Source organism: Streptomyces sp. NPDC006643, from assembly GCF_042870175.1.
GTDB lineage: Bacteria > Actinomycetota > Actinomycetes > Streptomycetales > Streptomycetaceae > Streptomyces.
On sequence record NZ_JBIAHA010000002.1, the window covers coordinates 386647 to 412423 of the forward strand.

Consider the following 25777-nt stretch of genomic DNA (forward strand, 5'->3'; position numbering starts at 1 on the left):
GAACGTAACGGACGATTCGTAATAAATACGATCGACACCCCGATAACGTGCGCCTTTCACTCACCGACGCCATCCGAGAGGCCGGTGAGGTGGCGGCGGGCGTCGTGCGCGGCGCGGTCGTGGAGCCCGGCCGGCGCGCGGCGTCAGGCGCGCAGATACGCCAGGACGGCGAGGACGCGGCGGTGGCCCTCGCCGTCCACCCGGAGGTCCAGCTTCTGGAGGATGGCGCTGACGTGCTTGTTGACCGCCGCCTCCGTCACATACAGGTGGCGTGCGATCGCCGCGTTCGCACGCCCCTCCGCCATCAGGGAGAGCACCTCGCGCTCCCTGGGGGTGAGCCGCTGGAGCGGATCCTGCTGCCGGTGCAGGAGTTGGCGTACGACCTCCGGGTCCACCACCGTCTCGCCGGCGGCGACACGGGTGACGGCGTCGACGAACTCCGTGACCGCGCTGACCCGGTCCTTGAGGAGATAGCCGACGCCGCCGTCGCTGCCGAGGTCCAACAGGCGGGCGGCGTAGGACTGTTCGACGTACTGGCTCAGGACCAGGACGGGCAGCGCGGGATGTTCGCGGCGCAGGGCGACGGCGGCGCGCAGACCGTCGTCCGAGTGGTCCGGTGGCATACGGATGTCGGTGACGACGATGTCGGGGCGGTGTGTACGGACCGCCGTGATCAGGCTGTCGGCGTCACCGACCTCGGCGGCGAGCCGGTGGCCGAACCGGGTCAGTACCCCGACCAGGCCGTCCCGCATCAGCGGGGAGTCCTCGGCGATGACGACACTCAGCGAGTCGCGCGGGTCCTGTGGGTTCAGCGGATTCAGTGGGTCGCGCGGGTTCAGCGGCATGGGATCTCCACGTGCAGCAGGGTCGGTCCGCCCGCCGGGCTGGAGATCCGCAGCCGGCCGTCGGCCGCCGCGATCCGGTCGGCGAGCCCGACCAGACCGGTCCCGGCCGTCGGGTCCGCGCCACCGACCCCGTTGTCCGTGATGCTGAGCGTCAGCATGTCGGCGTGCAGCCGGGCGTGGACCTCGGCACGGGTGGCCGCGCTGTGCTTGGTCGCGTTGGCGAGGGATTCGGCGACGACGAAGTACGCGGCGCTCTCCACGGCGGCGGGCGGCCGGTGCGGCAGCCGGATGTCGACGGTGACCGGCAGCGCCGAGCGCGCGACCAGATTGCCGACGGCCTCGGGCAGTCCGTGGTCGGTCAGCGCCTTCGGATGAACGCCCCGGCTCAGCTCGCGCAACTCGCCCACCGCCAGGGCGACTTGCTCCTGCGCGGCGTCGAGCTGCCGGGCGACGGACGAGCCCGGGTCGGCGTCGAGACGGGCCAGGCCGAGCGTGACGTTGAGCGAGACGAGCCGCTGCTGGGCGCCGTCGTGCAGATCCCGCTCGATCCGGCGGCGCTCCGCGTCGAAGGAGCCGACGAGCCGGGCGCGGGAGGCCCGTACCTCGGTGAGCTCCCGGCCGAGTTCGCCGTCGCGCGGCGCGAGGATCGCGCGGGTCATGGCGGCCCGCGCACCGGCCCAGACGGTCAGGGTGTACGGCGCGACCGGCACCAGCAGCACCGCCACGACGACCAGCGGCCAGGCGCCCGGATCGTCGATGGGTGAGGTCGCGATGAGTACGGGAACGGCGAGCGCGACGCCGAGCACGAACGCGTCCATCCACCACATCGCGGCCAACGACGCGGCGGTGAAGCCCAGTTCACGCCAGGTGGCGGGCTCCCGCAGCCGGGTGGCCAGCCAGCCGCGCAGCCCGGGTCCGTCCGGCGGGCGGTGCGGGTCGGGGAGCGGATCGGGATCCATCAGCCGCAGCCGGCGCCGCTCGACCCGGCCGACGACGATGCCGGACAGGCTCACCCCGAGCAGGATGACGGCTCCGACACCCACGACCAGGGAGACGACACCGGCGAGGGTCATCGCCAACAGGACCACCAGGACGAGCGCGCCGAAGACACCGCCGGTCAGGAGGTAGAGGAACGACCGCCAGGGCCAGGGCGAGGTGAGGAACTTCCACGGGCTCTGGGAGACGGCCCGCCAGGCTGTTGAGTGCTGCACACACCGACCGTAGCCGGGCGCCGTGACCAGGACAGTAGGACCAGCACTACCTTCGGACTCCCGCGTACGCCAATGCGCCGGGCCCCCGGCCGGCGGTGGGATACCGGCATGTGGATCAGAGGAATCAGGAAGCAGACATGCCCCACGGCGGGGCGGCTCGTGGCCGCGCTGGGTCTCGGCCTCGTGGCGGTGGCGGGCATCGCCCCCACGGCGCTCGCCGAACCGGCCGCCGCCCCCGCCGTGCCCACCGCGCCCGCCGCGCTCACGCCGGCCGCGATAGACCGCTTCATGAACGACTATCTGGACGAGACGGGGCTGCCCGGCGCCGTCGTCGCGGTGACCCGGGGCGACGACGTCGTCCACACCGCCGGATACGGGCACACCTCCGGTGGACGGACCATGACCGGGCACACCCCCGTCCCGGTGGCCTCGCTCTCCAAGTCCATGACCGCGCTGGCCGTCATGCAGCTGGTCGAGGAGGGAAAGGTCGATCTCGACCGGCCGGTCCGCGGCTATCTGCCCGAATTCACCATGGCCGACGAACGCGCCGCGCGGATCACCGTCCGGCAGTTGCTCGACCAGACGTCCGGCATGGCCGATTCGGCGTTCCCCGACCTGACGCTGCCGCAGGCGCACACGCTGAAGGAGGCGGTCGCCCGGATGCGCGGTGCGCGTCTCGCCGCCGAGCCGGGGACCCGGTGGAGCTACCACAACCCCAACTACTTCGTCGCCGCCCGGCTGGTGGAGGTCGTCGCCGGGGAGCCGTTCGCCGACCATCTCCGTACCGAGGTGTTCGCGCCGCTGGGGATGACGGACTCGCGGTCCGTCGACTCCACGACCGACATGCCCGAGGACGCGCGGGGCTATGTACGGGCCTACGGGCGGGTCGTGGAGCGCGACCACCCGCGCTGGTTCACGGCGGGCGGGCACGGGGTGGTCACCACCGCCGACGACCTCGCGCGCTGGCTGATCGCACAGAACAACGGCGGTGTCGGCGCGGACGGGCGGCGCGTCGCCTCCGCGCGGAGCGTGGACCTCACGCACACCCCGCCGAAGGGCGGGAACTACGCCATGGGGTGGTCGCTCGGCGAGGCGACCGGGGACGGCGAGCAGCCGCTCCAGCACACCGGTGAGCTGCTGACCCAGAACGCCGTCCAACTGCTGCTGCCGGAGCGGGAGATCGGTATCGCCGTCGTCAGCGACACCGGCATGATCTCCGGCGACGACAGCGCGGGGATCGCGGACGGTCTGCGGGACCTGGCGGAGGGCCGGTCCCCGGAGATCCGGAAGCCGTTCACGATGACCGCCGACTGGTTCCTGGCCGCGCTCACGCTGCTCGCGCTGGGCCTCGGCACGCTCGGCACCGTACGGGCGCCGCGCTGGGCCCGGCGGGCGGCCGGGCGCCCGCTGTGGCGCGCGGGAGCGCGGGTGCTGCCGTACGCGGGGCTGGTCGCGCTCTTCCCGCTGCTCCCGGAGCTGGTGGGGCTCCTGATGCGCCGCGAGGGCACGCTGGCGCAGGTGCTGTACGTGTGGCCGGCGCTGTACGTGTGCGCCGCGGGGGCGTCGCTGGCGGCGGCGGTGGTGCTCGTAGTACGGGCCGCCCATACGGTCCGTGCGGTCCTGGCCGCCCGCGCTCCCTAGGTCCCGTCCGGCGGATCGGGCCTAGGCCACGGAGCCGATACGGCGCGCGGGTGGCCGGTGGCCGTCGTGGTGGATCGGGGTGTGGGCGCCGGTCAGGGAGGCGCCGGTGCCGCCGCGCCGGTTCGCGACGATCTCCGCCGCGATCGACAGCGCGGTCTCCTCCGGCGTACGCGCGCCGAGGTCCAGGCCGATGGGGCTGCGCAGCCGGGCCAGCTCCAGCTCGCTGACGCCGACGTCGCGCAGCCGCTCGTTGCGGTCCAGATGGGTGCGGCGGGAGCCCATGGCGCCGACATAGGCGACGGGCAGTCCGAGGGCGAGTTCCAGCAGGGGTACGTCGAACTTGGCGTCGTGGGTCAGCACGCAGAGCACCGTACGGCCGTCGGTCTCCGTCGACGCCAGGTAGCGGTGCGGCCAGTCCACCACGATGTCGTCGGCGTCCGGGAAGCGGACGCGGGTGGCGAAGACGGGGCGGGCGTCGCAGACCGTGACGTGGTAACCGAGGAACTTCCCCACCTTGACCAGGGCGGACGCGAAGTCGATCGCCCCGAAGACGATCATGCGCGGGGCGGGCACGCTGGACTCGACCAGCAGCGTCAGCGGCTGCCCGCAGCGCGAGCCGTCCGCGCCGATCGTGACGGTGCCGGTGCGGCCCGCGTCCAGCAGCGCACGGGCCTCGCCCGCCGCCGCGCGGTCCAGCTCCGGGTGACCGCCCAGCGTCCCGTCGTACGCTCCCCCGGGGCGTACGAGGAGGGCTCGGCCCCGCAGCTCCGGAGGCCCGTCGGTGAGCCGGGCGACCGCCGCCGCCTCGCCACCGGCGGCGGCGGACAGCGCGGCGCGGAACACCTCTCTGGCGGGCGAGTCCGCGCGGACGGGGGTGACGAGGATGTCGATGGTGCCGCCGCAGGTCAGGCCCACGGCGAAGGCGTCCTCGTCGCTGTAGCCGAAGGTCTTCAGGACGGTCCGGCCGTCGTCCAGGGACTCCTGGCACAGGTCGTAGACCGCGCCCTCCACACAGCCGCCGGAGACCGAGCCGATCGCCGTGCCCTCGCTGTCGACGGCGAGCGCCGCTCCCGGCTGCCGGGGCGCGCTGCCGCCGACGGCCACGACCGTGGCGACGGCGAAGTCACGTCCCTGCTCGACCCACCGGTTCAGTTCGTCGGCGATGTCCAGCATGTCGGCCTCCTCTGGTCTCTCAGTATCGGATGTGCGGAGGGTCGCGGCGCGTCGGCGCCGGTGGGACCCGGCCGGTGTCAGCTCACGCCGAGCCAGCCCTCGATCGGGTGGAGCGCGAAGAAGACCAGGAAGACGGCGGTCAGGGCCCACATGAACGCGCCGATCTCCCGGGCCTTGCCCTGGGCGATCTTGATGGCGACGTAGGAGATGACGCCGGCGGCGACCCCGGCGGTGATCTGGTAGGTGAACGGCATGATCACGACGGTCAGGAAGACCGGGATCGCGACGGCGCGGTCGTTCCAGTCCACGTGCTTGGCGTTCTGCATCATCATCGCGCCGATGACCACCAGGGCCGCCGCCGCGACCTCGCCGGGGACGATCTGGGTGATCGGGCTGAAGAAGAGGCACGCGGCGAAGAAGAGGCCGGTGACGACGGAGGCGAAGCCCGTACGGGCGCCCTCGCCGACGCCGGTCGCGGACTCCACGAACACGGTCTGGCCGGAGCCGCCCGCGACGCCGCCGATGACGCCGCCCGCGCCGTCGATGAACAGGGCCTTCGACAGGCCCGGCATCCGGCCCTTGTCATCGGCGAGCTTCGCCTCCGTACCGACGCCGATGATGGTGGCCATGGCGTCGAAGAAGCCGGCCAGGACGAGGGTGAAGACGATCATGCCGACGGTCATCGCGCCGACCTCGCCCCAGCCGCCGAACTCGACGTCGCCGAAGAGCGAGAAGTCCGGCATGGAGACGGCGCTGCCGGTCAGCTCGGGCGGTCCGCTCGCCCACGCCTTGGCGCCGATGACGCCGGTGGCGTTCAGTACGGCGGCGACGACCGTACCGGCGACGATGCCGATCAGGATCGCGCCGGGCACATCGCGTGCCTGGAGCATGAAGATCAGCAGGAGGGTGACGGCGAAGATCAGGACGGGCCAGCCGGCCAGTTCGCCGGCCGGGCCCAGGGTGACGGGTCCGCCGCCCTGCGAGGCGTGCACGAAGCCCGCCTTGACCAGTCCGATCAGCGCGATGAACGTGCCGATGCCCATGGTGATCGCGTGCTTGAGCGCGAGCGGGATCGCGTTCATGATCATCTCCCGCAGGCCGGTGACGACCAGCAGCATGATCACGACGCCGTACATCACACACATGCCCATGGCCTGCGGCCACGTCATGTTCGGCGCGACCTGCGTGGAGATGACGCCGGAGACGGAGAGCCCGGCGGCGAGCGCCAGCGGGACCTTGCCGACGAAGCCCATCAGCAGCGTGGTGACGGCCGCCGCGACGACGGTGGCGGTGATCAGCGCGGGCTGGCTGAGCACATTGCCCGCGACGTCCTTGCCGCCCAGGATGAGCGGGTTGAGCAGCAGGATGTACGCCATGGCCATGAAGGTCGTGACGCCGCCACGCACTTCACGCGCGACGGTGGATCCCCGCTGGGATATGTGGAAATACCGGTCGAGCCAGGACCTTCCGGCCGGGGGACGCGAGCCTGGGCCGGCGTCCTCGGCGGTTGTCCCGGGCTCCACGGACTGCTGGGTCATGGTGCCTACTCCCAAGGTTCACAGGGGCACCCGCGTGGTGACTTCAGATGCGGGATTTGGGATGGTGCGTGGGCTGCACGACCCGGGGGACGGCCCGAGGCGAACTGGGTTTCCTGTACTGATGTGGTGGTGCCTCGCCGCCGCGAGCGGTGCGGCGGCCGTGGGCCCCGGGCGGGTACGGAATCGCACCGCCCGGAGCGTGCCGGTCAGGTGCCGGTGAGATGTTCCGGCCGTACCGGTGTCCTGTTCAGCTCCAGACCTGTCGCGGCACGGATCGCCGCGAGTACGGCGGGGGTCGACGACAGGGTGGGTGCCTCGCCGATGCCACGCAGCCCGTACGGCGCGTGCTCGTCGGCCAGTTCGAGTACGTCGACGGGGATCGTCGGCGTGTCGAGGATGGTGGGGATCAGATAGTCCGTGAAGGACGGGTTGCGCACCTTCGCGGTCTTCGGGTCGACGATGATCTCCTCCATGACCGCCACGCCCAGGCCCTGGGTGGTGCCACCCTGGATCTGGCCGAGGACGGACAGCGGGTTGAGCGCCTTGCCGACGTCCTGGGCGACGGCCAGCTCGATCACCTTGACCAGGCCCAGCTCCGTGTCGACCTCGACCACCGCGCGGTGCGCGGCGAACGAGTACTGGACATGGCCGTTGCCCTGCCCCGTACGCAGGTCGAACGCCTCGGTGGGGCGGTGGCGCCATTCGAGTTCGAGGTCGACCGACTCGCCTTCCAGGACGTCGGCCAGATCGGCCAGCACCTCGCCGCCGTCGGTGACGACCTTGCCGCTCTCCAGCAGCAGTTCGGCCGTGGCCCAGGCGGGGTGGTACGTGCCGAACTTGGCGCGGCCGATCTCCAGGACCTTCTCGCGCACGTGCTCGCAGGTGTTCTTGACCGCGCCGCCCGTGACATACGTCTGACGGGACGCGGAGGTCGAACCGGCGGACCCCACCCGGGTGTCGGCCGGCTGGATCGTCACCTGCGCGACGCCCAGTTCGGTGCGGGCGATCTGCGCGTGGACGGTGACGCCGCCCTGGCCGACCTCCGCCATCGCGGTGTGCACCGTGGCGACCGGCTCGCCGCCCACGACCTCCATCCGCACCCGGGCGGTGGAGTAGTCGTCGAAGCCCTCGGAGAAGCCGACGTTCTTGATGCCGACCGCGTATCCCACGCCCCGTACGACGCCCTCGCCGTGCGTGGTGTTGGAGAGCCCGCCGGGCAGCGCCCGTACGTCGGCATCCTCGCCCGCCGTGAGCCACTGCTGCTCCGGCGGCAGCGGACGCGCCTTGACGCGGCGCAGCAGTTCGGCGACGGGCGCGGGCGAGTCGACGCGCTGGCCGGTGGGCAGCAGGGTGCCCTGCTCCATGGCGTTGAGGCGCCGGAACTCCACCGGGTCCATGTCCAGCTTCGCGGCGAGCTTGTCCATCTGCGCCTCGTAGGCGAAGCACGCCTGTACGGCTCCGAAGCCGCGCATCGCGCCGCACGGCGGGTTGTTGGTGTAGAGCGCCAGAGCCTCGATGTCGACGTCCTCGACGACATAGGGGCCGACGGAGAGCGACGAGGCGTTGCCGACGACGGCCGGGGAGGCGGAGGCGTACGCGCCGCCGTCCAGCACGATCCGGCACTTGAGATGGGTGAGCTTGCCGTCCTTGGTGGCCCCGTGCTCGTACCAGAGCTTCGCGGGGTGGCGGTGGACATGGCCGAAGAAGGACTCGAAGCGGTTGTAGACGATCTTGACGGGTTTGCCGGTGCGCAGCGCGAGGAGGCAGGCGTGGATCTGCATCGACAGGTCCTCACGGCCGCCGAAGGCGCCGCCGACCCCGGAGAGCGTCATCCGGACCTTGTCCTCGGGCAGGCCGAGGACGGGCGCGATCTGGCGCAGGTCCGAGTGCAGCCACTGCGTGGCGACGTACAGATCGACGCCGCCGTCCTCGTCCGGCACGGCGAGGCCGGACTCCGGGCCGAGGAACGCCTGGTCCTGCATGCCGAAGACGTACTCGCCGGAGACGATCACGTCCGCGCGCCTCGCGGCCCCGTCGGCGTCGCCGCGCACGATGGGCTGGCGGTGCACGATGTTGGGGTGCGGTACGTGCCCGGCGTGGTGGTCGTCGCGGTTCTCGTGGATCAGCGGCGCGCCGTCGGCGGTCGCGGACGCCTCGTCCGTGACGACCGGCAGGTCGGCGTAGTCGATCCGGATCTTCGCGGCGGCGCGGCGGGCGGTCTCGGGGTGGTCGGCGGCGACGAGCGCGACCGGCTCGCCGTGGTGGCGGACCTTGCCGTGGGCGAGGACGGGCGTGTCCTGGAACTCCAGGCCGTAGCGCGTCACTTCGGTCGGCAGGTCGTCGTAGGTGAGGACCGCGTGGACGCCCGGGGTGGCCAGCGCCTCGGCCGTGTCGATGGACCGGATCTCGGCGTGGGCGACGGTGCTGCGCAGGGTGTGGCCCCAGAGCATGTCCTCGTGCCACATGTCGGAGGAGTACGCGAACTCGCCGGTGACCTTGAGGGTGCCGTCGGGGCGGAGTGTGGACTCGCCGACGCCGCCCTTGGTCGGGGAGCCCTGGGTGACATCGGTCGGGGTGCCGGCGGGGGTTCGTTTCGCCATGGTCAGACCGCCTCTCCCTGGCGGGCCGCGGCGAGGCGGACCGCGTCGAGGATCTTCTCGTAGCCGGTGCAGCGGCAGAGGTTGCCGGACAGGGCCTCGCGGATGTCCGCGTCGGACGGCGAGGGGTTGCGCTCCAGCATCTCGTCGGCGGTGACCAGCAGTCCGGGGGTGCAGAAGCCGCACTGGACGGCGCCGGCGTCGATGAACGCCTGCTGCATGGGCGAGAGTTGGGCGCCCTCGCCGGTCTGGGAGTCGGTTCCGCCGGTGCCCTTGGCCTGCCACTGGCGGGCCTGCTGGATGCTCGTACCGCAGCCGCCCGCGGCGCCTGAGGTGTCCGAGGTGCCCAGGGCGCAGCCGGCGCCGGGATGCGCGTCGGCGCGGTGCTTCGCGTAGTCGGCCAGGCCTTCGACGGTGACCACCTCGCGGCCCTCGACCTGGCCTGCCGCGACGAGGCAGGCGCAGACGGGCACGCCGTCGAGGCGGACCGTACAGGAGCCGCATTCGCCCTGCTCGCAGGCGTTCTTGGAGCCGGGCAGGCCCATGCGCTCACGCAGGACGTAGAGAAGGGACTCGCCTTCCCAGACATCGTCGGCCTCCTGCGGACGGCCGTTGACGCGGAAGTTCACGCGCATCGTTATGCAGCTCCTTCAAGCGTGGTGCCGCCGGACCGGTACTGCTCCCAGGTCCAGCCGAGGGTGCGGCGGGCCATGATGCCCACCGCGTGGCGGCGGTACTTCGCGGTGCCGCGTACGTCGTCGATCGGGTTGCAGGCGCCGGACGCGAGGTCGGCGAACTGCTTGGCGACCGACGGGGTGATGACCTTGCCGTTGTCCCAGAAGCCGCCCTCCTCCAGCGCCGCGTTGAGGAAGTCCTCGGCGGCGCGGGCCCGCAGCGGGGTGGGCGCGGCGGAGCCGATGCCGGTCTTCACGGTGCGCGAGTCGGGGTGCAGGGCGATGCCGAACGCGCAGACCGCGATGACCATCGCGTTGCGCGTGCCGACCTTGGAGAACTGCTGCGGCCCGGCCGCCTTCTTGATGAGGACGGCCTTGATCAGCTCGTCCGGGGCCACTGCGTTGCGCTTCACGCCCGTGTAGAAGTCCTCGACGGGGATGCGGCGGACGCCGCGTACCGACTCCACCTCCACCTCGGCGCCCGCCGACAGCAGCGCGGGGTGCGCGTCCCCGGCGGGCGAGGCCGCGCCGAGATTGCCGCCGACGGAGCCGCGGTTGCGGATCTGGGGCGAGCCGACGGTGTGCGAGGCGAGCGCGAGTCCGGGCAGCTCGGTCCGCAGGTGTTCCATGATCTGGGTGTACGGGACGGAGGCGCCGAGCCGGACGTGCTCCTCGCCGACCGACCAGTCGCGCAGTTCGCCGATGCGGTTCAGGTCCATGAGGTACTCGGGCCGCCGGTGGTCGAAGTTGATCTCGACCATGACGTCGGTGCCTCCCGCGATGGGGACGGCGGTGGGGTGCTCGGCCTTGGCGGCGAGCGCCTCCTCCCAGCCGGCGGGGCGAAGGAAGTCCATGAGTGGCTCTCTTCATTCGTGATCGGTGGTCGTGATCGGTGTGGTGATCGGTCGTTCACGCGATCGGTCGTTCACGGGAGCCCGGGGACGGCCGGAGTCTCGACTGCTGGTGTTGTGCTGGTCTTTTTCTCATGCGGATATTCACTAGCTGTTAACGCTGTGTGGCCCAAGTACACCGGGACGTGCTCCGTCCGGTGCAGTCACCGAAACCATGAAGGAGTTGGCTGGGCGCCTTCCAGGTCTTGTAGATTCGAACAAAAGGCGGCGCGGCGGACGCGCGCGGAAGACGGCTCATCCGGGACGAGAGAAGAGATCGGCGGCGACGAGATGCGGCTGCGCGCACTGCTGGAGACCGACGCGCTGGGCCTGCGGCTGCTCGGCGGCCAGGACGAGCTGGACCGCACCGTACGCGGTGTGATGACCACCGACCTGCGGGACCCGAGCCGCTATCTGTCGGGCGGCGAGCTGGTCCTGACGGGGCTCGCCTGGCGGCGTACGCCCGAGGACTCCGAGCCTTTCGTACGGCTCCTCGCCGGGGCCGGTGTCGCCGGGCTCGCGGCCGGCGAGGCCGAGCTGGGCGCGATCCCGGACGACCTGGTCAAGGCGTGCGCGCGGCACCGGCTGCCGCTGTTCGCGGTCCACGAGACGGTCGCGTTCGCGTCGATCACCGAGTACGTGGTGCGGCAGGTGTCCGGCGAGCGGGCCGGGGATCTGGCGGCCGTCGTCGACCGGCACCGCAGGCTGATGACGTCGGGCCCGGCGGGCGGCGGGCCTGAGGTCGTACTGGATCTGCTCGGCACGGACCTCGACATGCGCGCCTGGGTGCTGTCGCCCACCGGGCGGCGGATCGCCGGCGCGGGTCAGCCGCTGTCCACCGGGGCGGGCGCGGCGCTGGCGGCTGAGCATCTGGCGGCGACGCGCGGCGGGCGGCGGGCGCCGCACCGGGTGGCGCTGGGCGGGACGACGTACTCGCTGTTCCCGGTACGCGTTCCCGGCCGCGCCGTGCCGCCGGGCGGCGTGGCCGGGGACGTACGGGAGCGTGCCCTGTCCGACTGGCTGCTGGCCGTGGAGGCGGACGCCGGTGAGTGGGGCGGGCCCCGGCTCGATCTGCTCCAGGGCGTCACCCAGCTGATCGCGGTCGAACGGGACCGGCGGGACGCGGCGCGTACGGTACGGCGCCGGCTCGCCGAAGAGATCCTGGAACTCGTCCAGACGGGCGCCCCGCCCGCCGAGATCGCGGCGCGGCTGCGGGTCGCGGCGCCGGTGCTGCTGCCCGGCCAGGGGGCGGCGCCGCACTGGCAGATCGTGGTGGCGCGGGTCGACTGGGACGGCGACGAGGCCGAGTCGGGTGCGGTCGCCCAGTCCGTGCTGGAGGAGATCCTGGTCGATCCGGCGGCGACGGGCATGGAGTCGGGCGACCGGATCGCGGTGGCGCACACGGGCGGCGAGGCGGTCGCGCTGGTGCCGATGCCGGCGCCGGCCGACCCTGACGACGAGGACGGCGGGGACGGCGGGGACGGCGGGGAGGACGACGGCGCTCCCGGGGCCGGGGTCGGTGAGGACGGCGGGGCCGGGGCCGGGGGGATTCAGGCCGACGTGCTGCTGGCGGCCGTACGCGAACCGCTGGCCTCCGGGCTCGCCGACGACGGCCGGCTGACCCTCGGCGTCAGCGCGGCCGTGCGGTCGGCGGAGGGGCTGCGGGGCGCGCTGGAGGAGGCGCGGCACGCCCGCCGGGTGGCCGCGGCCCGACCCGGCCGGGTGTGCGCGGCCGGGCACCACGAGCTGGCCTCGCACGTCCTGCTGCTGCCGTTCGTCCCGGACGACGTACGGCGCGCGTTCACCGCGCGGCTGCTCGACCCGCTGCGCGACTACGACCGGCGCCACCGCGCCGAGTTGGTCCCCACCCTGGAGGCGTTCCTCGACTGCGACGGCTCCTGGACCCGCTGCGCCGCCCGTCTGCATCTGCATGTGAACACGCTGCGGTACCGGGTGGGCCGCATCGAACAGCTGACGGGGCGCGACCTGTCCCGCCTGGAGGACAAGCTCGACTTCTTCCTGGCGCTCCGGATGAGTTGAGCCGGATCCCGGTCCGATCCGGTGACCGTCACCCCGTGCCATGTTGACCGCCGTCACCCGAGGCGGTCACCGGGAGATCCAACTCTCCCGCGCGGACCGGGCGGTGGCCGTCCTCGTGGTGAACTCCCCACCGCCGGGCGGCTGATGGCTCTCCCAGGTCAGCCGGGTGACGGCGGTCCCGGCGGGTCTGCCGGGAGGGGTTTTCGACCATGCTGACGGGGCGTCGAACGGCCCGTTGTCGACCCCTTGTTGACCAAGGCATTGTGAATTTTTTCACCTGACCTATTGGCCCGGCGTGCCGATCCGTGCTGAGATGCGGGAGAACTCAACAGCACAATGGCGCGCTCGGGGAGGGCAATGTGGCGGATACCGCCATGTCTGGTTCCGGTTCCACTGCCGGGGACGACCCACTCCAGACCGCGGTATGGCGGTTGCGCTCGCGCGGCTGTTGGACCGACGCAGCCGCTCTGCTCGCGCCCCATCCGGGAGCCGCCCCCTCTCTCCAGCGGGCGTCGTTGCTGGTGGAGCGCTGTCTGTTCACCGGTGTGGGCTGGCCCGAGGCCGAGGACGCGCTCCGGGTCGCCGAGGCCACCGCGCGGGAGGACGACGAGCGCGGCGGCGCCGCCAGCGAGCGCGGTCATCTCGCGTACGCCGCCACGATCCTCGGTGTGCGCGACCGCGCCGACGAGGCGCGTGCCGCTCTCGGCAGGGCCGCCGCGCTGCTCGCGCCGACGGCGCTCGGCCGGCCGCTGCTGGACTTCCGCCGGGGGCTGATCGCCGAACATCTCTCGGACTCCCCGCAGTCGGCCCTCGCCGCCTACCGGCGCGCCCACGCGGGCGCCACCGCGCACGGACAGACGCTGCTGCTCTCCTTCACCTGGCGCCATCTGGCCGGACTCGCCCTGCGTGAGGGCGAGTTGGCGGAGGCGCGGCACGGTTTCGGCGAGTCGCTGCGGATCCGCGAGGAGCTGGGCTATCTGGTCGGTACGGCTCCGGCGCTCGCCGCGCTGGCCGACGCCGAGCCGGAGCCGGAGGCGTCGCGGCTGCGCGCGGAGGCGGGGCGGCTGTTCCGGCTGCTGGACGGCGTACCGACATGGCTGGCCGCGCAGCTCGCGCCGAGCACCGCCGCCTGAACGCGTCCTGGCGGGGCCCGGTGCTCGGGACGGCCGGAGCCGGGCCGCCGGGCGGGTCGCTCAGGGCTGGGAGATCGAACCGGACGTCGCGGGGGCGGGACCGCCCACCCCCGGCTCCGCCGGCCTGCGCGCCTGCGGCCCCGCCTTCCGCAGCAGCCGCTCCAGCGGATGCTCCACCCACTGGTACGCCAGCCCCGCGAGGGCCAGGCTGAGCACGATCGCCACCAGCCAGAACCCGGCGGTCCCGGCGAGCGACTCCGGGCGGTCGTAGCGGGCGAGCAGCGCGCGGATGACGATCTCGTGCACCAGGTACCAGGCGAACGACCAGTGCCCCAGCCGTACCGCCCACGCCCCGCCGAGCCCCGTACGGCTGCCGCGCTGGTCCGCCTGCGCCGCCGCGCACACCAGCAGGGCGAAGATCGGCGCGGAGAGCAGTTGGGAGGCGCTGTACGGGCTGTACCAGAGGCTGTCGGGCACGGCGTCGCGCCACGGGACGAGCGCCAGATGCCAGAGCACGACCAGCCCGATCGCCGCCGGCAGTCCGACCGGTGAGCGCCACCCTCGCTTGATGGCGAGACCGGCGGCCACGCCGATCACGAACTGGAGCATGCGCGTGGGCGGGAAGTAGTCGAGCAGCCATACGCGGGTGGAGCCGGTGCCGATCAGCGCGCTCGCGAACCACACGCCGACGAGCGCGACGGTCATCGTCACCGCGACCCAGAAGCGGCCCCGGCCGGACTTCAGCAGCGGCAGCAGCATCAGGAGCGGGAAGATCAGATAGAACCAGGCCTCGTCGCTGAGCGACCAGGCCGCCGGGTTCGCGCCCTTCTGGATGACCGCGTCGGGGAACCAGGCGTGCACCATCAGCAGCGTCGCGAGGACGGCCTTCGTGGACACCTCCTTGCCGATGGCGATCCAGACGGCGACGGAGGCCGCCGATGTGACCACGAGCAGGGGCCAGATGCGGGCGAAGCGCCGCCACAGGAAGACCTTCGCGGGCACCCGCTGCCCGTCGTAGGTCCAGGCGAGCACGAAGCCGGAGAGGACGAAGAAGAACGTGACGCCGCTACGCCCGTACCAGGTCGCCTCGCTGAGTCCGGGGATCTCGCCGACCTGCCGCGACAGGTGGTAGAGCACGACGATCAACGCGGCCCAGAAGCGCAGCCCGGTCAGGGACGGCAGCCTGTCCCGGCCCGCGAGACCTGACCGATCGGCAGTGGCGGTGGGCTGACGAACACTGCTGTCGCGCATGACGTCCCGTGGTGTGGGTGGCCGGAAGATGAAGAGTGGATGACGCTACCCGTACACGTGCGCGGTGCCAAAGCGGGGGATCCGTCCCGCGCGCGCCGGTCGCACGACCCGCTCGGGCGCCGGGGCTCCCCGGGGGCCTTTCGGGTACGAGGGGATGTCCCCCGTCAGACACGGGCCAGGGACCCAGGCGCCCGGCGGCCCGGCGGACCGGCGGCCCGGTGGTCAGCCCGCGCCGCCCGTGAAGTGTTCCCGTACGAGCGAGCGCACGACCGGCAGATCCCCCGCGGTCAGCGCGTCCAGCAGGGCGGAGTGCTCGGCGGCGTCCGCGACGAGCGCGGCTCTGACGGTCCTCGGGGCGCCGGCGCGCGGCCACTGCGCACGGCGGTGCAGGTCGTCGGCGACCATGACCAGCTGCCGGTTGCCGGAGAGGCCGAGGAGCGCGCTGTGGAACGCGCGGTCGTGGTCGGCGTACGCGGCGAGATCGCCGGCCGCCGCCGCCGTGACGGTCGCCTCGGCCAGCGGGCGCAGCTCCGCCCAGCGCTCGGCGGCGACGGTACGGGCCAGCCCCAGCACCACCGGGACCTCGATCAGCGCCCGTACCTCGGCCAGCTCGGCGAGGTCGCGGGCGGTGCGCTCGGCGACCCGGAAGCCGCGGTTGGGCACCACTTCGACGGCGCCTTCGAGTACGAGCTGCTGCATGGCCTCGCGTACGGGGGTGGCGGAGACTCCGAAGCGCTCACCGAGCGCGGGGCCGGAGTAGACCTCGCCGGGCACCAGCTCGCCGCTGACGAGGGCGGTGCGGAGCGCTTCGAGGATCTGACCGCGCACTGAGTGACGACGCACCGCACGGCGTACGCCCGGCTCGGACGGGGTGGCGGGCGTGGCGGGCGCGGCGCGGGACTCGTCGTGGGTGTGCTCGCCGCGTGCCTGTTCGGGGACCCTCGGAGCGCCGCCGACCTGCGGCCGGCCGGTGCCGGAGGGCGCCGAGGCGTCGTCGTGCGCACTGCCCCGCGCCATGGCGCCTCCTCCTCCGGTCTGTCGCGTTCGTCCAGCTCATCGCGGTCCGGCTCGCGTGAATCCGGCCTCCGGAGCACCATAGGCGGACAGGGAGACAGTTCACACATCTGTCGTGTCGGGTAAGGTAAGCCTCACCTTCAAACGATCGCGATTCGGTGGTCCCCACGAATGTCTGCGCACGCTCTGCTGCCCGGCCGGTTCATCTCTCCGGTCGCCGATGCCTACCGGCGACTGACCGAGGTGTTCCCCTCGCTGCGCATCGAGGAGCTGACGGACGGTGAGCGGCCGGCGACGGACGACGGCTGGGTCGGTGCCATGGATCTGGCGGCGGGCGGCCCCGCCGTCGACACCTTCCTCGCCTGGGACGAGGCGCAGGTGGTCCGTGACTACGGGCAGCGGGCCCGCCCGGATGTCGTCGCGACCTTCGGACTGCACCGATACGCCTGGCCCGCCTGCCTGTTGATCACGGTGCCGTGGTTCGTGAGCCGCCGGGTGCCGCGGGTGCCGGTGGAGCACGTCTCCTTCCAGCGGGCCCATGGCCGGATGGCCGTGCGGGTCACCGAGTTCGCGTGTCTGCCCGACGACCCGGCCGCCGCCCTGCCGGGCGCCCGGGTCGTACCGGACGAGGAGGCGCTGCGCGCGGAGGTGCGGTCGGCGGTGGCCGAGCATCTCGGCCCGGTGCTGGCCGGGTTCGGGCCGCGCATGCGGCGCCGCAACCACGCCCTGTGGGGCATGGCGACGGACGAGATCGTCGAGGGGCTCTGGTACGTCGCGCATCTGCTGGGCGAGGAGCGGCGCGCGATGGCGGAGCTGGAACTGCTGCTGCCGGGCACCACGAAGCCGTACGTCGGTACGGCGGGCTTCCGTGAACTGCGCGGCCCCGGCGGCGAATCGCTGCCCACCAGGGACCGGGCGAGCTGCTGTCTCTTCTACACGCTGCGACCCGAGGACACCTGCGTGACCTGCCCGCGTACGTGCGACTCCGACCGCGTCCGCCGACTGAGCGCAAACAGCAACTGACGCTCCCGCGGGGTTCGCCGAACCATGCCACTCGTCCGGGTGGCATGAGACCGCGTCATATTCGAACGCAACTCTGCTCCTTCGCCGCTTCGTTCGAGTGGAACTCTCCAATTCGCGTATCCTTGCGCCTCGTTGGCGTTCTCTTGTCCCGAAACCCTCCTGCGCGCAGCCGTGGTTCGGCCAATATGGCGCCCGAGACGCCCCACTGCGATGCAAGGGACACCGCATGCGACTGACCGAATCTCCGCTCAACTGGCTGCTTCCGGGCGGCGTGATGCTCATCGGCGTCCTGGTGGCGGTGGCCTTGATCGTGCGCGGCAAGAACGCCGCCGCCAAGACCGCGGCCGAGGACTCCTGGGAACGCAGCGAGGAGCGCCGCAGAAGAAAAGAAGCGATCTACGGCAGCGCGTCCTATCTGCTGCTGTTCTGCTGTGCCGCGGTGGCCGCCGCGCTCTCCTTCCACGGCCTCGTCGGCTTCGGCCGGCAGAATCTCAACCTCACCGGCGGCTGGGAGTATCTCGTCCCGTTCGGCCTCGACGGTGCGGCGATGTTCTGCTCCGTGCTGGCCGTGCGCGAGGCCAGCCACGGCGACGCCGCGCTCGGCTCCAGGCTGCTGGTCTGGACGTTCGCCGGGGCCGCCGCCTGGTTCAACTGGGTGCACGCGCCGCGCGGTATGGAACACGCGGGAGCGCCGCAGTTCTTCGCCGGCATGTCGCTCTCGGCCGCCGTGCTGTTCGACCGGGCGCTGAAGCAGACCCGCCGGGCGGCGCTGCGCGAACAGGGCCTGGTGCCCCGTCCGTTGCCGCAGATCCGGATCGTCCGCTGGCTGCGGGCGCCCCGTGAGACGTTCGGCGCCTGGTCGCTGATGCTTCTCGAAGGCGTGCGCACGCTGGACGAGGCGGTCGACGAGGTACGCGACGACCGCAGGCAGAAGGAGCAGAAGAAGCACCAGCGGCGCGAGCAGGAGAAGCTGGGCCGGGCGAGGATCAAGGCGCTCAACCGGCAGCACCGGGCCTGGGGGCGCGGCCGTGGCCGCCAGGTCGAGTTGCCCGCGGCGGCGACCGTACCGGCCGTGGGCGCCGGGACCGGCTCACCGCCCGCCGTCGGCGCCGCCTCTCCGGAGCCTGTTATAGGCGGGATCTACGACCCCGGCACCGATCCGTCGATCGTCCGGTCCCAGCCTTCGCTCCAGCCGGTGAAAGGGTACGAGGGGCGCACCGTCGACCTGACCGCCGAGGACGACACCCAGGCGCTGCCCCGGCTCGATTCGCTGGAGCGCAAACTCAAGCATCTGGAGCAGCAGTTCGGCTGAGCACCGCCTGAGCATCGCCTGAGCGGGAATTCCACGACCGGCGTGACGGGTAACCGTCGCGCCGGTCCGCCGTTCAGGTTCAGGGCGGCCGGCCCTCGGCTCAGGCGGCCGTCCCGGCGTTCAGCTCGAACCAGACCATCTTGCCGAGCCCCTGCGACCGTACGCCCCAGGCGTCGGCCAGGCCCTCCACCAGCACCAGCCCGCGCCCGTGCGTCCCGTCGTCCTCGGTGGGCTCGTTCGGCGTCGGCGGGGCATCGACGAAGTCCCTTACCTCGACTCTCAGTTGGGAGTCGGCGACGATGGCCTTGACCACGGCGCCGTGCTCGGTGTGCACCAGCGCGTTGGTCACCAGCTCGCTCGTGAGCAGCTCCGCCACCTCGGCCGATTCCCGGGTGCGCCAGTGGCTCAGCAACTCGCGCAGCGCGTGCCTCACCTCCGGCACCGCCGTGAGATCGGCGCTCTCCACTCTGCGGAGCAACTGCCTCCGCAGCAGTCTCGTCTGCTCCCCCGTGCCTCTCATGTCTCCTGTCCCCCCATGCCGCTCTTGTCTGACCGGGCTCCTTCAGCTGAATGCTCTCCCCGAGATGCATGCCCCACTCGTCACCGGCCACGCATGGCGACCGGGATGGTGTGACAGCGAGTGCCCGGCGCTCCTCGTGGGAAGTGAGGGGTTGCGAGATCGGCGGGACCCCTGGAGTCTGCCGTTCCGGAAGGCTGAGCCGTATAAACGCCGTAGATCTGAGGAGCCTTGATGCACGACGACCGCAGCTTGGTGGAGGGCCGTCTGGAGCGCGCCCTGCGCCAGTTCATCCGCCCCGCGCAGTACGCGGCCAGGACGCCGCTCGCGCTGTCGGTCTGGGAGGTGCCGGGCGAGCCGGTGCCCGTGGGACAGGCTCTGCAAGGGACGTACGCGCCGTTCGAGACCGGCACGCCCTGGGGCCCGCCCTGGTCCACCAGCTGGTTCCGGCTGGAGGGGATCGTTCCCGACGAGTACGCCGGGCGGCGCGTGGAGGTCGTGATCGACCCGGGCTTCACCGGCGAGGGGCCCGGCTTCCAGGCGGAGGGGATGGTGTACGACGCGGCGGGCGTGCCCGTCAAGGGAATCCACCCGCGCAACCGGCACATCCCGGTCGGCTCCCCCGCGGCCGGCGGCGAGGCGGTCCAGCTGCTTCTGGAAGCGGCGGCGAACCCGTCGATGCCGGGCGATTTCATGCCGTCGGCCCTCGGCGATGTGACAACGGCCGGTGACAGCCCGTTGTACACGTTCGCCGCCGCCGACATCGCCGTGCTGGACGAGAACGTGTGGCATCTGGTGCTCGACATCGAGGTGCTGTCCGAGCTGATGGCGGAGCTGCCCGTCGACCGGTCGCGCCGGCACGAGATCCTGCGCGCGCTGGAGTCCATGCTGGACGCGCTCGACCTGCACGACGTGTCCGGTACGGCGGTGGCGGCGCGCGCCGAGCTGGCGGGCGTGCTGGCGAGTCCGGCCGCGCCCAGCGCCCACCGGGTCTCGGCGGCCGGGCACGCGCACATCGACTCGGCGTGGCTGTGGCCGCTGCGCGAGACGGTGCGCAAGGCGTCGCGGACGTTCGCCAACGTCACCGCGCTCGCCGAGGAGTATCCGGAGCTGGTCTTCGCCTGTTCGCAGGCGCAGCAGTACGCGTGGGTCAAGGAGCACCAGCCGCACATCTGGGAGCGCATCAAGAAGGCGGTGGCGGACGGCACTTGGTCGCCGGTGGGCTCGATGTGGGTGGAGTCGGACGCCAACATGCCGGGCGGCGAGGCGCTGGCCCGGCAGCTCGTGCACGGGACGCGCTTCTTCAGGGAGGAGCTGGGCGTCGAGACGGAGGAGATCTGGCTGCCGGACTCCTTCGGCTACACGGCCGCGTTCCCCCAACTGGCCAAGCTGGCGGGGGTGAAGTGGTTCCTCACCCAGAAGCTGTCGTGGAACCAGTCCAACAAGATGCCGCACCACACCTTCTGGTGGGAGGGCATCGACGGGACCCGGGTCTTCACGCACTTCCCGCCGGTCGACACGTACAACGCGCAGTTCCACGCGTCCGAACTGGCTCACGCCGAGCGGAACTTCGCCGACAAGGGACGCGCGTCGCGCTCGCTGGTCCCGTTCGGCTGGGGGGACGGCGGTGGCGGTCCCACCCGCGAGATGCTGGAGAAGGCGCGCCGGCTGAAGTCCCTGGAGGGCTCGCCGCGGGTGGAGATCGAGAAGCCGTCCGCGTTCTTCGCCGCCGCCGAGGAGGAGTACGGCGCGAAGGCACCGGTCTGGTCGGGCGAGCTGTATCTGGAGCTGCACCGGGCGACGTACACGACGCAGGCGAAGACCAAACAGGGCAACAGGCGCAGTGAACACCTGCTGCGGGAGGCCGAGTTGTGGGCGACGGCCGCCGCGCTGCGCACGCCGTCGTACGCGTATCCGTACGAGGAGCTGGACCGGCTGTGGAAGACGGTGCTGCTGCACCAGTTCCACGACATCCTGCCGGGCTCGTCCATCGCGTGGGTGCACCGGGAGGCCAGGGACACCTACGCGGCGGTGCGGGAGGAGCTGACGGCGATCACGGCGACGGCGGTCGAGGCGCTCGGCGGCAGCGGTACGGCGGTGCTCAACTCCTCGCCGTACGAGCGGACCGAGATCGTCGAGACCGACACGGCGGAGATCGCGGAGGGCGCGGCGACGCAGGCGCTGAACAGCCATGGGCGGTCGGCGGCGCTGGTGCGGGTGCCCGCGCTGGGCGCGACGGGACTGGCCGCCGTCGAACCGGTGGGCGGGACCCCGGAGGTGACCACACGCGCCGCGGGCTCCGACATCGTCCTCGACAACGGGCTGCTGCGGGTCACCGTCGACCGGGACGGTCTGCTCAGCTCCGTGACCGATCTGCACGCGGACCGTGAGGTGCTGGCGCCGGGCAGCCGGGGCAATCTGCTCCAGCTGCACCCGGACCACCCCAACCAGTGGGACGCCTGGGACATCGACCGGCACTACCGCAACCGGCACACGGACCTCACGAAGGCGGAGTCGGTGCAGCTGGTCGAGCAGGGTCCGCTGCGGGCGACGGTGCGGGTGGTGCGTACGTTCGGCTCGTCGTGGATCGTGCAGGAGATCCGGCTCGCGGCCGGCAGCGGGCGGGTGGACATCGTCACCGAGGTCGACTGGCAGGAGTCGGAGAAGGTGCTCAAGGCGGCGTTCCCGCTGGACGTGCACGCCGAACGGTCCACCGCCGAGATCCAGTTCGGGCATGTGCACCGGGCCACGCACGCCAACACCAGCTGGGACGCGGCCCGGTTCGAGATCTGCGCGCACCGCTGGCTGCGGGTGGCGGAGCCCGGTTACGGCGTGGCGGTGGTCAACGACTCGACGTACGGCCACGACGTGACGCGCTCCGCGCACGAGGAGGGGCTGGGGACGACCGTACGGCTGACGCTGCTGCGGGCGCCGCACAGCCCGGACCCGGAGACGGACCTGGGCACGCACACGTTCCGCTACGCCCTGGTGCCCGGCGCGGAGGTGACGGACGCCGTCCGGGAGGGGCTGGCGCTCAATCTGCCGCTGCGGGTCGCGGTGGCGCCCCCGACGGCGCCGCTGGTCTCGGTGGACCATCCGGCGATCACGGTGGAGTCGGTGAAGCTCGCCGAGGACCGCAGCGGTGATGTGGTGGTACGGCTCTACGAGTCGGCGGGCAACCGGGCCTCGGGGATGCTGCGGACCGGCTTCCCCGTCGTACAGGCCCATGTCACCGACCTGTTGGAGCGCCCGCTGCACGAGGCGGGGACGGGGGCGGCCGGTCTGCGGGTGGCGCTGCGGCCGTTCCAGATCCTGACGCTGCGGTTCACCTCCGCGTAGTCGAGTGGGGCGGGAGGGGTCAGGGCCGTGGCACGTTGCGCAGGTTGGAGCGTGCCATCTGGACCATGCGGCCCACCCCTCCGTCCAGCACGATCTTCCCGGCGGAGAGCGCGAAGCCCTGCACCATGTCGGCGCTGATCTTCGGCGGGATGGACAGGGCGTTCGGGTCGGTGACCACGTCCACCAGGGCCGGGCCCTGGTGCTTGAAGGCGTCCTTGAGCGCGCCCGCGAGCTGCTTGGGCTTCTCCACCCGCACACCGAACGCCCCGGCGGCGCGGGCGAGGGCGGCGAAGTCCGGGTTGTGGTTGGTGGTGCCGTACGACGGCAGACCGGCCACCAGCATCTCCAACTCGACCATGCCGAGGGAGGAGTTGTTGAACAGGACGATCTTCACCGGGAGTTCGTACTGCACGAGGGTGAGGAAGTCGCCCATCAGCATGGTGAAGCCGCCGTCGCCGGACATCGAGACGACCTGCCGCTCCCGGTCCACGAACTGCGCCCCGATGGCCTGCACCATGGCGTTGGCCATCGAGCCGTGGCTGAACGAACCGATCACACGGCGGCGCCCGTTGGGTGAGAGATAGCGGGCGGCCCAGACGTTGCACATGCCGGTGTCGACGGTGAACACGGCGTCGTCGTCGGCGACCTCGTCCAGCACGGACGCGACGTACTCGGGGTGGATCGGGATGTGCTTGTCGACCTTGCGGGTGTAGGCCTTGACGACGCCTTCGAGCGCGTCGGCGTGCTTCTTGAGCATCTTGTCCAGGAACCGGCGGTCGCTCTTCATCCGTACGCGCGGCGTCAGACAGCGCAGCGTCTCCCGTACGTCGCCCCAGACGGCGAGGTCCAACTGCGAGCGGCGGCCGAGACGTTCGGGCCGGACATCGACCTGGACGATCTTGACGTCGGTGCCGTCGGGCAGGAAGGCGTTGTACGGGAAGTCGGTGCCGAGCAGGATGAGCAGATCGCACTCGTGGGTGGCCTCGTAGGCCGCGCCGTAGCCGAGCAGTCCGCTCATGCCGACGTCGAACTTGTTGTCGTACTGGATCCACTCCTTGCCGCGCAGGGCGTGGCCGATCGGGGACTTGACCCGCTCGGCGAACTCCATGACCTCGGCGTGCGCCCCGGCCGTGCCGCTGCCGCAGAAGAGCGTGACCCGGTCCGCGTCGTCGATCATGGAGACCAGCTTGTCGATCTCCAGGTCGCCGGGCCGCACGGTCGGCCGCGAGGTGACCAGGGCGTGCTCGATCGCCTTCGTCGGGGCCGGCAGGGAGGCGATGTCACCGGGCAGGGTCACGACGCTGACGCCGCCCCGGCCGACCGCGTGCTGGATGGCCGTCTGGACGAGCCGGGGCATCTGCTGCGGATTGGTGATCATCTCGTTGTAGTGGCTGCACTCGTCGAACAGCCGCTCCGGGTGCGTCTCCTGGAAGTAGCCGAGCCCGATCTCACCGGTCGGGATGTGCGAGGCGAGCGCCAGGACCGGGGCCATGGAGCGGTGCGCGTCGTACAGGCCGTTGATCAGATGGAGATTGCCGGGGCCGCAGGAGCCGGCGCAGGCGGCGAGCCTGCCGGTGATCTGCGCCTCGGCGCCCGCCGCGAAGGCCGCCGCCTCCTCGTGTCTGACCTGGACCCAGTCGATGGCCGCGTTGCGCCGGATGGCGTCCACGACGGGGTTGAGGCTGTCACCGACGACTCCGTACAGCCGCTGGACACCCGCGCGGGCGAGGATGTCGACGAACTGTTCCGCCACGTTCTGCCTGGCCATGGAAGCGTGCCCTTCTGCCGTCCGAGGATCCGGGCGGGCCGCCCTGGGGCGTGTCCGGTACCCGCTGTCCATCAACCCACGCCCCGCGCCGTTACGCCTCCCAGACCCCCACGGCCGTCCGGTCGTCGGCGTACCCCTTCGCCCGCAGCCCGACGTCCGTCAGATACGCGGCGAGGCCCGGCGGCTCTTCCGCGGCCCAGCGTGTGACGAGTTCGTCACCCAGGGCCGGCACACCGCGCAGCGGCTCGGCGAGCCCGACGCTGGTCAGCAGGAGCGTGTCGCCCGGACGGGCCACGGAGGCGCGGAAGCGGAACGGCTCGGGCGGGGGCGGTACGGGATCCTCCACGATCGGGCCCGGCGGCTTGGTGATCTCCAGATCCATCGTGAGGCGGTCGCCCTCGGGGGTCTGTTCGGTGGGGGCCGGGGCGCCGGTGGGGGCGGAGCCGTAGCCGACGACCGGTGCGCCCCGGATGTCGGAGGGCTCGGGGACCAGCGGCTCCAGGTCCTGCCAGGCGCCGTCCCTGAGCCGGAACAGTCCCCCGCCGCCGACGCCGAAGAAGACCCGGGTCCGGCAGTCGGGATCGGCGGAGAGCAGCAGACAGCGCAGGCTCGCGGTGTACTCCTCCGGTTCGCGGCCCAACTCGGCGGCGCGGGCGCGCAGCTTGCCGTACGTACGGTCGGTGAGCCGGTGCAGACCCGACTTCAGATCGCCCCGGCGGCCGGCTCTTATGTCCTCGGCGAGCCGGCTGTGGCTGCGGCCGACGGCGCCGCCGATCCACCGGCAGGCGTCGGCGGCGGACAGGTGCGCGCCCTCGGTGGCGCGGGCGCCGGTGGCCACGGCGACCAGGACCAGCGCGTTCGGTCCCACGCCGAAGCGGGCGGTGAGGAGGGCGTCTCGGCGGGGCTCGCCCCGGTAGCGCGCCGAATCGCCGCGCAGGGAGACGGCGCGCAGCGTGTAAGTCCCGTACCGGGCGCCGTCGAGCACGGTGTCGGCGACGAGTTGGTCCAGCTCCTCGACATCGGCGACCGGGAGGGCGGTGGGCTCGGCGTCGTACGTGGGCGGGCTGTCGCCGACGTGGCTGATACGGGCGGCGGGAACGGGAGCGGACGAGGGCGGAGCCGGGTCCGGGGGCCGGGGGTCGGTGGCGCGCGGGTCCCGGGGCGCGGCGGGCTGCTGCGGCCCGGGGTCGTTGGGGTCGAACGCGGCGAGCGGCGGCTCCCACGGGGCGCGTGGCCGGGGTGCGAGCGGGGCGGGCGCGACGGGCGCCGGGCGCGGTGCGGGGGCCTCGGGCGCCGGTGCGGGCTCGGGCTCGGGTGTCCGCTCGGCAGCGGGGGCGGGGGCCGGGTCGGGGGCGGGGGCCGGGTCGGGGGCGGGGGCCCGGGTCACCGGATAGCCGCCTCGCGACTCCCACCAGGCCAGCGGTCGCGAGCCGGGCCCGCCGTCGGCGGCTCCCACACCCAGGCCCTCGTCCTCCTCGTCACCAGTGTCGTCCTCGTCGTCGTCCACATCGATGGCGTCGATCGCGTGCCCGTAACTCCGTGTCGACGGCACGTCGTCCCCGCCGCCGAGCGTGTCCGCCGCCGAGTCGAAGCGGTCGTCGATCGTGTCGTCCCGCGCCCCGGCCGGGCCGGTGTCGCGCGCGGACTCGTCGTACAGCCGGCCCCACCAGTCGTCGGTGGTGGCGGGCCGGTCCCCCTGCTGGCTCATGCTCCTATTGTCGACCGCACAGGGCATCAGAAAACGGGACAGCCCGAAAAATAAGAGGCATGGCGAGATGACGTCATCGCCGCCCGGTCCGAGTCCGCCGGGC

Annotated in this window: 18 protein-coding genes; 6 read left to right on the top strand and 12 right to left on the bottom strand. The window is 72.3% G+C overall.

All coding sequences use genetic code 11. The features are described from left to right. Positions 1-143 precede the first annotated feature (143 nt). Both ACFYNU_RS04285 and ACFYNU_RS04290 read right to left on the bottom strand, forming a co-directional pair. Positions 144-845: a response regulator transcription factor gene (locus ACFYNU_RS04285; RefSeq protein ID WP_356584744.1), complete on the bottom strand. Its 702-nt coding sequence runs from the start codon at positions 843-845 to the stop codon at positions 144-146. Further along, positions 836-2056, bottom strand: a complete 1221-nt coding sequence (locus ACFYNU_RS04290; protein ID WP_356584743.1) for a sensor domain-containing protein — start codon at positions 2054-2056, stop codon at positions 836-838. The genes ACFYNU_RS04285 and ACFYNU_RS04290 overlap by 10 nt, the downstream gene beginning before the upstream one ends. A gap of 108 nt (positions 2057-2164) precedes the next feature. Here ACFYNU_RS04290 and ACFYNU_RS04295 point away from each other — a divergent pair, with 108 nt between their 5' ends. Then, positions 2165-3697: a serine hydrolase domain-containing protein gene (locus ACFYNU_RS04295; RefSeq protein WP_356584742.1), complete on the top strand. Its 1533-nt coding sequence runs from the start codon at positions 2165-2167 to the stop codon at positions 3695-3697. Between the two features lie 21 nt (positions 3698-3718). On the opposite strand, the gene ACFYNU_RS04300 is transcribed toward ACFYNU_RS04295, so the two are convergent. The 5 genes from ACFYNU_RS04300 to ACFYNU_RS04320 all read right to left on the bottom strand — a co-directional run bounded on the left by ACFYNU_RS04300 (position 3719) and on the right by ACFYNU_RS04320 (position 10533). Then, the gene (locus ACFYNU_RS04300; protein ID WP_356584741.1) at positions 3719-4870 is read right to left on the bottom strand and encodes an XdhC/CoxI family protein; all 1152 of its coding nucleotides are present in this window, start codon (positions 4868-4870) and stop codon (positions 3719-3721) included. Between the two features lie 77 nt (positions 4871-4947). Then, positions 4948-6408 carry an NCS2 family permease gene (locus ACFYNU_RS04305; protein WP_356584740.1) on the bottom strand — a complete coding sequence of 487 codons (1461 nt, stop codon included), beginning with the start codon at positions 6406-6408 and terminating at the stop codon, positions 4948-4950. A gap of 206 nt (positions 6409-6614) precedes the next feature. Continuing rightward, positions 6615-9008: a molybdopterin cofactor-binding domain-containing protein gene (locus ACFYNU_RS04310; protein WP_356584739.1), complete on the bottom strand. Its 2394-nt coding sequence runs from the start codon at positions 9006-9008 to the stop codon at positions 6615-6617. A gap of 2 nt (positions 9009-9010) precedes the next feature. Beyond that, on the bottom strand, positions 9011-9640 hold the full coding sequence (locus ACFYNU_RS04315; RefSeq protein ID WP_356584738.1) for a (2Fe-2S)-binding protein: 630 nt from the start codon (positions 9638-9640) through the stop codon (positions 9011-9013). Positions 9641-9642: 2 nt separating this feature from the next. Beyond that, positions 9643-10533, bottom strand: a complete 891-nt coding sequence (locus tag ACFYNU_RS04320) for a xanthine dehydrogenase family protein subunit M (protein ID WP_356584737.1) — start codon at positions 10531-10533, stop codon at positions 9643-9645. A 327-nt stretch (positions 10534-10860) separates the two neighbouring features. On the opposite strand from ACFYNU_RS04320, the gene ACFYNU_RS04325 reads away from it, so the two are divergent. Together ACFYNU_RS04325 and ACFYNU_RS04330 are read left to right on the top strand one after the other, a co-directional pair. Continuing rightward, on the top strand, positions 10861-12609 hold the full coding sequence (locus ACFYNU_RS04325; RefSeq protein WP_356584736.1) for a PucR family transcriptional regulator ligand-binding domain-containing protein: 1749 nt from the start codon (positions 10861-10863) through the stop codon (positions 12607-12609). A gap of 374 nt (positions 12610-12983) precedes the next feature. Further along, positions 12984-13742: a hypothetical protein gene (locus ACFYNU_RS04330; RefSeq protein ID WP_356584735.1), complete on the top strand. Its 759-nt coding sequence runs from the start codon at positions 12984-12986 to the stop codon at positions 13740-13742. 60 nt (positions 13743-13802) lie between these two features. On the opposite strand, the gene ACFYNU_RS04335 is transcribed toward ACFYNU_RS04330, so the two are convergent. Beyond that, complete coding sequence (locus ACFYNU_RS04335; RefSeq protein ID WP_356584734.1) at positions 13803-14993, bottom strand: acyltransferase; 1191 nt, start codon at positions 14991-14993, stop codon at positions 13803-13805. 222 nt (positions 14994-15215) lie between these two features. Next, the gene (locus ACFYNU_RS04340) at positions 15216-16010 is read right to left on the bottom strand and encodes a GntR family transcriptional regulator (protein WP_356584733.1); all 795 of its coding nucleotides are present in this window, start codon (positions 16008-16010) and stop codon (positions 15216-15218) included. 168 nt (positions 16011-16178) lie between these two features. Between ACFYNU_RS04340 and ACFYNU_RS04345 the strand changes: the two genes are divergently transcribed. Next, on the top strand, positions 16179-17030 hold the full coding sequence (locus tag ACFYNU_RS04345) for a (2Fe-2S)-binding protein (RefSeq protein ID WP_356584732.1): 852 nt from the start codon (positions 16179-16181) through the stop codon (positions 17028-17030). A 226-nt stretch (positions 17031-17256) separates the two neighbouring features. Next, a complete protein-coding gene (locus ACFYNU_RS04350) occupies positions 17257-18342 on the top strand; it encodes a DUF2637 domain-containing protein (protein WP_356584731.1) in 1086 nt (361 codons plus the stop codon). A gap of 100 nt (positions 18343-18442) precedes the next feature. Here ACFYNU_RS04350 and ACFYNU_RS04355 read toward each other — a convergent pair whose 3' ends face one another. Next, positions 18443-18862 (bottom strand): ATP-binding protein, encoded by a 420-nt coding sequence (locus ACFYNU_RS04355; protein ID WP_356584730.1) that lies wholly within the window; start codon positions 18860-18862, stop codon positions 18443-18445. Between the two features lie 231 nt (positions 18863-19093). Between ACFYNU_RS04355 and ACFYNU_RS04360 the strand changes: the two genes are divergently transcribed. Next, complete coding sequence (locus tag ACFYNU_RS04360; protein ID WP_356584729.1) at positions 19094-22198, top strand: glycoside hydrolase family 38 C-terminal domain-containing protein; 3105 nt, start codon at positions 19094-19096, stop codon at positions 22196-22198. A 19-nt stretch (positions 22199-22217) separates the two neighbouring features. On the opposite strand, the gene ACFYNU_RS04365 is transcribed toward ACFYNU_RS04360, so the two are convergent. Together ACFYNU_RS04365 and ACFYNU_RS04370 are read right to left on the bottom strand one after the other, a co-directional pair. Continuing rightward, entirely contained in the window at positions 22218-23966 is a 1749-nt protein-coding gene (locus ACFYNU_RS04365; protein WP_356584728.1) for a pyruvate dehydrogenase, read from the bottom strand. 91 nt (positions 23967-24057) lie between these two features. Then, on the bottom strand, positions 24058-25674 hold the full coding sequence (locus tag ACFYNU_RS04370; RefSeq protein WP_356584727.1) for a protein phosphatase 2C domain-containing protein: 1617 nt from the start codon (positions 25672-25674) through the stop codon (positions 24058-24060). Between the last annotated feature and the right edge of the window lie 103 nt (positions 25675-25777).

Excerpts from the sequence above, each read along its gene's own strand:
- ACFYNU_RS04295 (WP_356584742.1), top strand. The coding sequence starts at position 2,165 with ATGTGGATCAGAGGAATCAGGAAGCAGACATGCCCCACGGCGGGGCGG.
- ACFYNU_RS04305 (WP_356584740.1), bottom strand. The coding sequence starts at position 6,408 with ATGACCCAGCAGTCCGTGGAGCCCGGGACAACCGCCGAGGACGCCGGC.
- ACFYNU_RS04330 (WP_356584735.1), top strand. The coding sequence starts at position 12,984 with ATGTCTGGTTCCGGTTCCACTGCCGGGGACGACCCACTCCAGACCGCG.
- ACFYNU_RS04350 (WP_356584731.1), top strand. The coding sequence starts at position 17,257 with ATGCGACTGACCGAATCTCCGCTCAACTGGCTGCTTCCGGGCGGCGTG.
- ACFYNU_RS04320 (WP_356584737.1), bottom strand. The coding sequence starts at position 10,533 with ATGGACTTCCTTCGCCCCGCCGGCTGGGAGGAGGCGCTCGCCGCCAAG.
- ACFYNU_RS04370 (WP_356584727.1), bottom strand. The coding sequence starts at position 25,674 with ATGAGCCAGCAGGGGGACCGGCCCGCCACCACCGACGACTGGTGGGGC.
- ACFYNU_RS04310 (WP_356584739.1), bottom strand. The coding sequence starts at position 9,008 with ATGGCGAAACGAACCCCCGCCGGCACCCCGACCGATGTCACCCAGGGC.
- ACFYNU_RS04325 (WP_356584736.1), top strand. The coding sequence starts at position 10,861 with ATGCGGCTGCGCGCACTGCTGGAGACCGACGCGCTGGGCCTGCGGCTG.
- ACFYNU_RS04355 (WP_356584730.1), bottom strand. The coding sequence starts at position 18,862 with ATGAGAGGCACGGGGGAGCAGACGAGACTGCTGCGGAGGCAGTTGCTC.
- ACFYNU_RS04285 (WP_356584744.1), bottom strand. The coding sequence starts at position 845 with ATGCCGCTGAACCCGCGCGACCCACTGAATCCGCTGAACCCACAGGAC.
- ACFYNU_RS04315 (WP_356584738.1), bottom strand. The coding sequence starts at position 9,640 with ATGCGCGTGAACTTCCGCGTCAACGGCCGTCCGCAGGAGGCCGACGAT.
- ACFYNU_RS04360 (WP_356584729.1), top strand. The coding sequence starts at position 19,094 with ATGCACGACGACCGCAGCTTGGTGGAGGGCCGTCTGGAGCGCGCCCTG.
- ACFYNU_RS04345 (WP_356584732.1), top strand. The coding sequence starts at position 16,179 with ATGTCTGCGCACGCTCTGCTGCCCGGCCGGTTCATCTCTCCGGTCGCC.
- ACFYNU_RS04300 (WP_356584741.1), bottom strand. The coding sequence starts at position 4,870 with ATGCTGGACATCGCCGACGAACTGAACCGGTGGGTCGAGCAGGGACGT.
- ACFYNU_RS04340 (WP_356584733.1), bottom strand. The coding sequence starts at position 16,010 with ATGGCGCGGGGCAGTGCGCACGACGACGCCTCGGCGCCCTCCGGCACC.
- ACFYNU_RS04335 (WP_356584734.1), bottom strand. The coding sequence starts at position 14,993 with ATGCGCGACAGCAGTGTTCGTCAGCCCACCGCCACTGCCGATCGGTCA.
- ACFYNU_RS04365 (WP_356584728.1), bottom strand. The coding sequence starts at position 23,966 with ATGGCCAGGCAGAACGTGGCGGAACAGTTCGTCGACATCCTCGCCCGC.